Source organism: Streptomyces sp. NPDC101118 (genome assembly GCF_044759445.1).
Classification (GTDB): domain Bacteria; phylum Actinomycetota; class Actinomycetes; order Streptomycetales; family Streptomycetaceae; genus Streptomyces.
On record NZ_JBIVZG010000004.1, the window covers coordinates 84107 to 90953 of the forward strand.

Annotated in this window: 10 protein-coding genes; 3 read left to right on the forward strand and 7 right to left on the reverse strand. The window is 72.2% G+C overall.

The window, feature by feature from the left end:
- Positions 1–6 precede the first annotated feature (6 nt).
- Together ACIQUQ_RS09240 and ACIQUQ_RS09245 are read right to left on the reverse strand one after the other, a co-directional pair.
- Positions 7–1464: an aldehyde dehydrogenase family protein gene (locus ACIQUQ_RS09240; RefSeq protein WP_403973081.1), complete on the reverse strand. Its 1458-nt coding sequence runs from the start codon at positions 1462–1464 to the stop codon at positions 7–9.
- 71 nt (positions 1465–1535) lie between these two features.
- A complete protein-coding gene (locus ACIQUQ_RS09245) occupies positions 1536–2435 on the reverse strand; it encodes a helix-turn-helix domain-containing protein (RefSeq protein ID WP_403973084.1) in 900 nt (299 codons plus the stop codon).
- 305 nt (positions 2436–2740) lie between these two features.
- Between ACIQUQ_RS09245 and ACIQUQ_RS09250 the strand changes: the two genes are divergently transcribed.
- Positions 2741–3268 carry an ATP-binding protein gene (locus ACIQUQ_RS09250; RefSeq protein ID WP_403973086.1) on the forward strand — a complete coding sequence of 176 codons (528 nt, stop codon included), beginning with the start codon at positions 2741–2743 and terminating at the stop codon, positions 3266–3268.
- Between the two features lie 116 nt (positions 3269–3384).
- Here ACIQUQ_RS09250 and ACIQUQ_RS09255 read toward each other — a convergent pair whose 3' ends face one another.
- The 5 genes from ACIQUQ_RS09255 to rpmG all read right to left on the reverse strand — a co-directional run bounded on the left by ACIQUQ_RS09255 (position 3385) and on the right by rpmG (position 5616).
- Positions 3385–3624, reverse strand: coding sequence for a DUF397 domain-containing protein (locus ACIQUQ_RS09255; protein WP_399946760.1), 240 nt, complete (start codon positions 3622–3624; stop codon positions 3385–3387).
- A gap of 112 nt (positions 3625–3736) precedes the next feature.
- A complete protein-coding gene (gene rpsR, locus ACIQUQ_RS09260; protein WP_403973088.1) occupies positions 3737–3979 on the reverse strand; it encodes a 30S ribosomal protein S18 in 243 nt (80 codons plus the stop codon).
- 63 nt (positions 3980–4042) lie between these two features.
- Positions 4043–5188, reverse strand: coding sequence for a CobW family GTP-binding protein (locus ACIQUQ_RS09265; RefSeq protein ID WP_403973090.1), 1146 nt, complete (start codon positions 5186–5188; stop codon positions 4043–4045).
- Positions 5185–5448 (reverse strand): type B 50S ribosomal protein L31, encoded by a 264-nt coding sequence (locus ACIQUQ_RS09270; protein WP_403973092.1) that lies wholly within the window; start codon positions 5446–5448, stop codon positions 5185–5187. Before ACIQUQ_RS09270 ends, ACIQUQ_RS09265 begins: the two co-directional genes overlap by 4 nt.
- A gap of 3 nt (positions 5449–5451) precedes the next feature.
- Positions 5452–5616: a 50S ribosomal protein L33 gene (gene rpmG, locus ACIQUQ_RS09275; protein ID WP_403664167.1), complete on the reverse strand. Its 165-nt coding sequence runs from the start codon at positions 5614–5616 to the stop codon at positions 5452–5454.
- A 55-nt stretch (positions 5617–5671) separates the two neighbouring features.
- On the opposite strand from rpmG, the gene rpmB reads away from it, so the two are divergent.
- Positions 5672–5908, forward strand: a complete 237-nt coding sequence (gene rpmB, locus ACIQUQ_RS09280) for a 50S ribosomal protein L28 (protein ID WP_403973094.1) — start codon at positions 5672–5674, stop codon at positions 5906–5908.
- Positions 5908–6048: a hypothetical protein gene (locus tag ACIQUQ_RS09285; protein ID WP_403973097.1), complete on the forward strand. Its 141-nt coding sequence runs from the start codon at positions 5908–5910 to the stop codon at positions 6046–6048. The genes rpmB and ACIQUQ_RS09285 overlap by 1 nt, the downstream gene beginning before the upstream one ends.
- The last annotated feature ends 799 nt before the right edge of the window (positions 6049–6847 follow it).

The following is a 6847-nucleotide window of genomic DNA, read 5'->3' on the forward strand; positions in this document are numbered from 1 at the left end:
CGTGTTTCAGAACGGGAAGCGCGAGCGGCCGTGCTGGATCGAGATCCACTTCTGGGTGGTGAACGCCTCGATGGTGGCGTCGCCGTTGAGCCGCCCCATGCCGGAGGCCTTCTCGCCCCCGAAGGCGGCCAGCGGCTCGTCGCCGATGGTCGAGTCGTTCACGTGGATCATGCCGGTCTCGATGCGCTTGGCGAAGCGGACGCCCCGCTCCACGTCCCGGGTGTGCACGGCGCCGCTGAGCCCGTACGGGGTGGCGTTGGCCAGTCGCACGGCCTCGTCCTCGCCGTCGAAGGGGACCAGCAGGGCCACCGGGCCGAAGATCTCCTGGCCCAGCAGCGGCGAGTCCTCCGGGATGCCGGTCAGGACGGTGGGTTCGACCAGGTTGCCGCGCGTAGCGCCGCGTACGAGCGCGGTGGCGCCGGCCTCCACGGCCCGGTCCACGAGCGCGGTGAGGGCCTCGGCCTGGAAGGGGTTGATCAGCGGGCCGATCTGTACGTCTGGCTCGTGCGGGTCGCCGGTGTTGAGCGAGCGCACCCGCTTGACGAAGCGCTCGGTGAAGTCGGCCTCGACGGAGCGGTCGACCAGGATGCGGTTGGCGGCCATGCAGACCTGGCCCTGGTAGACGAAGCGGCTGAAGACGGCCGCGTCCACCGCGTAGTCGAGGTCGGCGTCGTCGAGGACGACCAGGGCGCTGTTGCCGCTGAGTTCGAGGACGGTGCGCTTGAAGTGGCGGGCGGCGACGGCGCCGACGTGGCGGCCGACCCGGTCCGAGCCGGCGAAGGAGATCACCTTGGGCACGGGGTGGGTGAGGAGGGCGTCGCCTATCTCGGCGATGTCGGTGACCAGGACGTTCAGCAGGCCGGCCGGCAGGCCGGCGTCCTCGAACAGCTTGGCGATCACGCCGCCGCCGACCACCGGCGCGTTCTGGTTCGGCTTGATCACGACGGCGTTGCCGAGCGCGAGGGCCGGGGCGACGGACTTCAGGGTGACGAGGAAGGGGAAGTTGAAGGGGCTGATGACCGCGATCACGCCGACGGGCAGCCGCTCGACGCGGTTCTCCTTGCCGTCCACCGGCGAGGGGAGGATCCGCCCCTCGGGCCGGACGGCGAGCTGGACGGCCTCGCGGAGGAACTCCTTGGCGAGGTGGACCTCGTACTCCGCCTTGGGGCGGGTGCCGCCGAGCTCGTCGATCATCGCCTCGACGATCTCGGCCTGGCGCTCCTCGGTGAGCTTCAGCGCCTTCTCCAGCACGGCCCGTCTGGCGTACGGGCTGGTCTCGGCCCAGATCCGCTGGGCGCGCTCGGCGGCGCGGTAGGCCTGGTCGACCTGCTCGACCGTGGCGACGGTGATGGCGGCGAGCTTCTCGCCGTTGTAGGGGTTGACGTCGATGATGTCCCACGAGCCGGTTCCGGCCAGCCATTCGCCGTCGATGTACTGGTGAGCCAGCTCGGTGAATATGGACATGTCATCCCTTACTGCGAGCGCGCACCGTTGCGCTGCACTGGAGCCTGAATGGCCGTCATCCTACTTGTGTGTCAAGACAGTTGGAGCAGGCCGCGGAGAAGGTCCCGGGTGGCGTCCGGGTCCGGGCAGTCCTGCTGGAGGCGCTCCATCGCCCGGCCGTACTGGGTGACCTCGTCATCTTTGTCGAGGTAGAGCGCGCTGGTCAGCTGTTCGAGGTAGACGATGTCCTGGAGGTCTGACTCCGGGAAGCGCAGGAGCGTGAAGGCCCCGCTCTCGCCGGCGTGGCCGCCGAAGCTGAACGGCATGACCTGCAGCCGTACGTTGGGCCGCTGGGAGATCTCGATGAGGTGCTCCAACTGCCCCCGCATGACCGCCCGGTCGCCGTACGGACGGCGCAGGGCCGCCTCGTCGAGCACGGCGTGGAAGAAGGGGGCGTTCTCGGAGACCAGCACCTTCTGGCGTTCCAGGCGCAGCGCCACCCGCCGGTCGATCTCGGCGGCGGAGGCCCCGGGCATGCCGCGGCTGACGACCGCGTGCGCGTAGGCCTCGGTCTGGAGGAGGCCGTGCACGAACTGGACCTCGTAGATGCGGATGAGCGAGGCCGCGCCCTCCAGACCGATGTACGTCTGGAACCATCCGGGCAGCACGTCGCCGTAACTGTGCCACCAGCCCGCCGCGTTGGCCTCGCGCACGAGACCGAGGAGCGACTCGCGCTCCGCGCCGTCGGTGACCCCGTAGAGCGTCAGCAGGTCCTCTACGTCTCTTGCCTTGAAGCTCACCCTTCCCAACTCCAAGCGGCTGATCTTCGATTCGGACGCACGGATCGAGTAACCGGCCGCCTCACGGGTGATCCCACGGGATTCACGCAGTCGCCGCAGCTGTGATCCCAGGAGGATGCGACGCACCACGGAACCGCCCCCTGTCGGGGACCCCCATGCCTCTCCTGTGGTCACTTCTCCTACCCTCCCCATCGCTCGTGCCAGTCGGCGGGACCCCCGTACCCCGAGCCCCGCAGTCTGCCACCAAAACGCATCGGCCCGTACTCGTTCTGTAACGGAATCCGCGCTCCCGGAAAAGAAGTCCGTAAGTAGACGTAGGAAGAAATGAGCTTGAACCATCACGGGAACGGACAGCCCGGGCGCGTGCACGTGCATCTGCCCTTGCATCTGCCCTACGCATTCGGAACCATGGTGCCGCGCACCTGCGTGCAATCCGCGCGGGCGCAAGGCGCCACCCCGCAGTACCGCTCCGTCCGCGACTCCCGGGAGTGCCTCGCATGGGGACGAATGGATCGACCATGCTCGAGCCTTTACGGCAGGGGCTGCCCCCGGTCGACCCCACGGCCGTCTCCGGGTCCGCGTCCTGCGCCCTGCCCGCCAGGTTCGAAGCGGTGCGGGGCGCCCGCTCGTTCACCCGCTCGACCCTGGGCCAGTGGGGCCTCGACGACCGCTTCGACGACGTCGCGCTCGTGGTCTCCGAACTCGTCACCAACGCCCTGCGGCACGCGCTGCCCGGGAGCCCCGGCGGGACCGCGGAGAACGAGTCCCACGTACGGCTGCACCTGATGCGGTGGAGCACCCGGCTGGTCTGCGCGGTGCGCGACCCCAGCGAGGACTCGCCGACGGGGGCGGGGGACGAGGGCTTCTCCGGCTTCTCGCCCGAGCGGACCGAGGAGAACTGCGACCTGGAGTCGGGGCGCGGACTGTTCCTGGTGGACTCGTACAGCGACAGCTGGGGCTGGCACCCGCTCGCGGGACGCCTGACCGGCAAGGTGGTCTGGGCGCTGTTCCGGCTCCACGAGTAGGCCGGGCACGGCAGGCCACGACACGGCAGAGCACAGTACGCACGGAACGCAGAGCAGCGGTCAGCACGAGAAACGCCCGGCCTGGTGTGGAGGCCGGGCGTTCTTCGTGTGAGGGGTCAGGGCGCGATCAGATGGTCGAACTCGCCGTCCTTCACCCCGAGCAGCAGCGCTTCTATCTCGGCCGGCGTATAGACCAGCGCCGGACCGTCCGGGTGCCGTGAATTGCGGACGGCGACGTTCCCCCCGGGCAGTTTCGCGAACTCGACGCAGGAACCCTGCGAGTTGCTGTGCCTGCTCTTCTGCCAGACCACCCCGTCGAGTGCTGTGGCGGCCATGCCGTTGTACGCGTGGTCCACAGGAAGCCCCCGATAGTGCAGATGTCAACTGCACCGGATCATAGCTGTGTTCACATGCCGCTGCATGGGCAGATGCACGTGCACGCGGGGTGTTCCCCTGGTCACGCGGAGGTCAGCGACTACTCGAACCGTAGGGCAAAAGTGCCATTTCCCGGGCGTTCTTGATGGCCTTGGCGAGTTGGCGCTGCTGCTGGACCGTGATCCGCGTGACGCGGCGACTACGGATCTTGCCGCGGTCCGAGATGAATTTCCTGAGGAGATCCGTGTCCTTGTAGTCGATGCAGGTGATCCCCGCCGCATCGAGCGGGTTGGGGCGGGCCTTCAGTGGTTTGCGTGACGCGTCGCGCCGGGACATGAATTCATTCCTCCGGGTGTCGGGAGTTCTCTGCGGAATCGGAACCAGGGGGCCGGACCGGATTCAGGCGACGGGATCGAGCAGCCCGTCGAAGGCGCGGGACAGGGCCTTCCAGCCCTCGGGCCCGGCCGCGTACTCGTCGTCCGTCAGCAGGCAGGAGTCCAGCAGCCGGGCCAGCCCGTCCCGGTCGAGTGCGGGCGAGGTGAAGACCAGGTGCTGGCAGCGGTCACCGTGTACGGGGTCCCAGTCGAGGGACGCGGCCGCCCGCCGCACCGGCGGTACGAGGTCCCAGGCGGCCCCCGGCAGCGAGGCGAGCCACGGGCCCGCACCCTCCACGCACAGCGCACCGCCCGCGGCGTCCCAGGCCAGCAGGGTGTCGGGCCGGTCCGCCAGCCAGAACCGCCCGCGGCTGCGGGCCGCGGCACAGGTCAGGTCCTCCAGGGCCGCGTACAGCCGCTCCGGGTGGAACGGCCGCCGGCGGCGCCAGACGAGCGTGCCCACCCCCGACCCGTCCGCCTCCTGCGGCAGCAGCGCGCAGGCGGGGTGCTGGCGGGCGGCGGCCGCCTCGACGTCGAAGCCGGCGACGGCGAGGGCGGCCAGCTCGGGGGTGCCGGCCGGGACGCGCAGGGCCGTCGGGTGCAGCTGCGCCAGCAGCGCCCGGTCCACGTCGTCGGCTCCCTCGCCCTCCACCACGGCCAGCACGGGCGCGTACTCCAGCTGGCGGGCGAAGGTGTCCGCCACCGTGCGCCGGTCGGTCGCCGCGGCGGCGAGCCCGGCGTCGGCGAGGTCGTCGCCGTTGCCGAGGCAGGGCAGCAGCAGGGCGGTGTCCACGGCGGTGACGACGTTGCCGAGGGCGAGGCGGTCGCCGGCGTGGGCGGCGACCACCTCGGCCATGGCCCTGGGCTCGACCGAGTCCCAGAGCTCGACGACGGCGAGCCGGGTGAGTCCGGCGTCCGCCAGCCGTACGAGCTCCGGGACCAGGTCCTCGCGCAGGGCGCAGCAGGCGCAGTCGTTGACGAGCGGGGCCTCGGCCGAGGCCTGCTCGCCGGACGCGTCGCGGAGCGTGCGCCGCACGGTGCCGCCGGCGGCCGCGGCCAGGTCGTGGTGGAGCGCGACGCTGCCGGGCACGGCGCGCAGCAGTCCCTCCACGACCTGGGTCCTGGCCGCCGAGTGGAGCCCGCCGACGATGACGACGGGCAGCCTCCTCACGCGGGCCCCGGGCCGCTGCCGTACCGGCGCTGGAAGCGCTCGACGCGGCCGGCGGTGTCGAGGACGCGGGCGGTGCCGGTGTAGAAGGGGTGGCTCGCCGAGGAGATCTCGACGTCGACCACGGGGTACGTCCCGCCGTCCTCCCAGGTCACGGTGGCCGTGGTGGTGGCGGCGAGGGTCGAGCGGGTGAGGAAGGCGAAGCCGCCCGCCCGGTCGCGGAACACGACCGGGCCGTAGGCGGGGTGGATTCCGGGCTTCACGGCTCAGCGCTCCTCACGGAAGTCGACGTGCCGGCCGGCCACCGGGTCGAACTTGCGCAGGACGAGGCGGTCGGGGTCGTTGCGGCGGTTCTTGCGGGTCACGTAGGTGAAGCCGGTCCCGGCCGTGGACTTCAGTCTGATGATCGGGCGGTGTTCATTGCGGGCCATGCCGAGTAGAGTAAATGAAAACGATTCCCACTTTCAAGAGGACCTCGGAGCGCCCATGTCGTCCATCTGTCAGCTGACGGGATCGAAGCCCGGCTTCGGTCACCGCATCTCCCACTCCCACCGGCGCTCGAAGCGGCGCTTCGACCCGAACGTCCAGCGCAAGCGGTACTGGCTGCCGGGCGAGGGCCGGTACGTACGGCTCACGCTGAGCGCGCGCGGGATCAGGACGGTGGACGTGATCGGCGTGGAGGCGGCGGTGTCCCGGATCCGCGCGCGGGGAGGGAAGGTCTGATGGCCCGCCGGAGCAGGATCGCGGCGAACGAACGCCGCAAGCTGGTGGTCGCGTGCTACGCGGCTCGCCGGGCCGCCCTGCGGGCGCTCATCGGCCACCCGTCCACCGCGCCGGCCGACGGGGAGGCGGCGGCACGGTAGCTACGCCGCCGGCCGCGGGGTCACGTCCGTGCGATCGGGCGGCCGCGGGGTCACGTCCGTGCGTTCGTTCGGCCGGCCGGCCGCGGGTCACGTCGGTGCGTTCGGCCACTCGCGGATCCGCCTCCGCCCGGAGGCCGACGCGGGCCCCTCCCGGGCGTCCGCCGGTCCTCCCGATAGAACGCGGGGCCAACCCCTGGGCCCGTTACCCCGGGCCCCGCGCCCCCCGGGTGCCACTTGGCCCCGGAGCTCGCCCCCAGAAGCCCGCGCCCGCAGCCCCTGCCCCGCGGCTCGTGCCCCGAGGCCCACGGGCCGCGCCCCGAGGCCCCCACCGGGGGACCTGCCCCCGGCGGGCCCGGGCCTACGGGCCGCCGAGGCCGCCCGGCCGGAGGCCCAACCCGCAGCACCGCACCGCCCGCAGTCGAAAACGCCCCGCCCCACCCTTCTCCCGTTCACCGGGCTGCGCCCGGACCCCGGGCGCAGCCCTGCCTCCCCCTCCATGCCCCGGCCGACACCACGGCCCGCGCCCCGGCGCCGGGGCCGGAACCCAGCCGGACGACGTCCGGCCCTAGTAGCCCGGCACCGGGGCCACGGCCCAGCGGCCCGAGGCCAGGGCGACAGCCCGAGGCGGGTCCGGGCGCAGCCCGAGGCGGGTCCGGGCGCAGCCCGAGGCGGGTCCGGGCGCAGCCCGAGGCGGGTCCGGGCGCAGCCCGAGGCGGGTCCGGGCGCAGCCCGAGGCGGGTCCGGGCGCAGCCCGAGGCGGGTCCGGGCGCAGCCCGAGGCGGGTCCGGGCGCAGCCCGG

What these genes read in the sequence shown, in the direction of transcription:
- ACIQUQ_RS09240 (WP_403973081.1), bottom strand. Translation starts at nt 1,464, where the DNA reads ATGTCCATATTCACCGAGCTGGCTCACCAGTACATCGACGGCGAATGG.
- ACIQUQ_RS09245 (WP_403973084.1), bottom strand. Translation starts at nt 2,435, where the DNA reads ATGGGGAGGGTAGGAGAAGTGACCACAGGAGAGGCATGGGGGTCCCCG.
- ACIQUQ_RS09250 (WP_403973086.1), top strand. Translation starts at nt 2,741, where the DNA reads ATGGGGACGAATGGATCGACCATGCTCGAGCCTTTACGGCAGGGGCTG.
- rpsR (WP_403973088.1), bottom strand. Translation starts at nt 3,979, where the DNA reads ATGTCCCGGCGCGACGCGTCACGCAAACCACTGAAGGCCCGCCCCAAC.
- rpmG (WP_403664167.1), bottom strand. Translation starts at nt 5,616, where the DNA reads ATGGCCCGCAATGAACACCGCCCGATCATCAGACTGAAGTCCACGGCC.
- rpmB (WP_403973094.1), top strand. Translation starts at nt 5,672, where the DNA reads ATGTCGTCCATCTGTCAGCTGACGGGATCGAAGCCCGGCTTCGGTCAC.
- ACIQUQ_RS09285 (WP_403973097.1), top strand. Translation starts at nt 5,908, where the DNA reads ATGGCCCGCCGGAGCAGGATCGCGGCGAACGAACGCCGCAAGCTGGTG.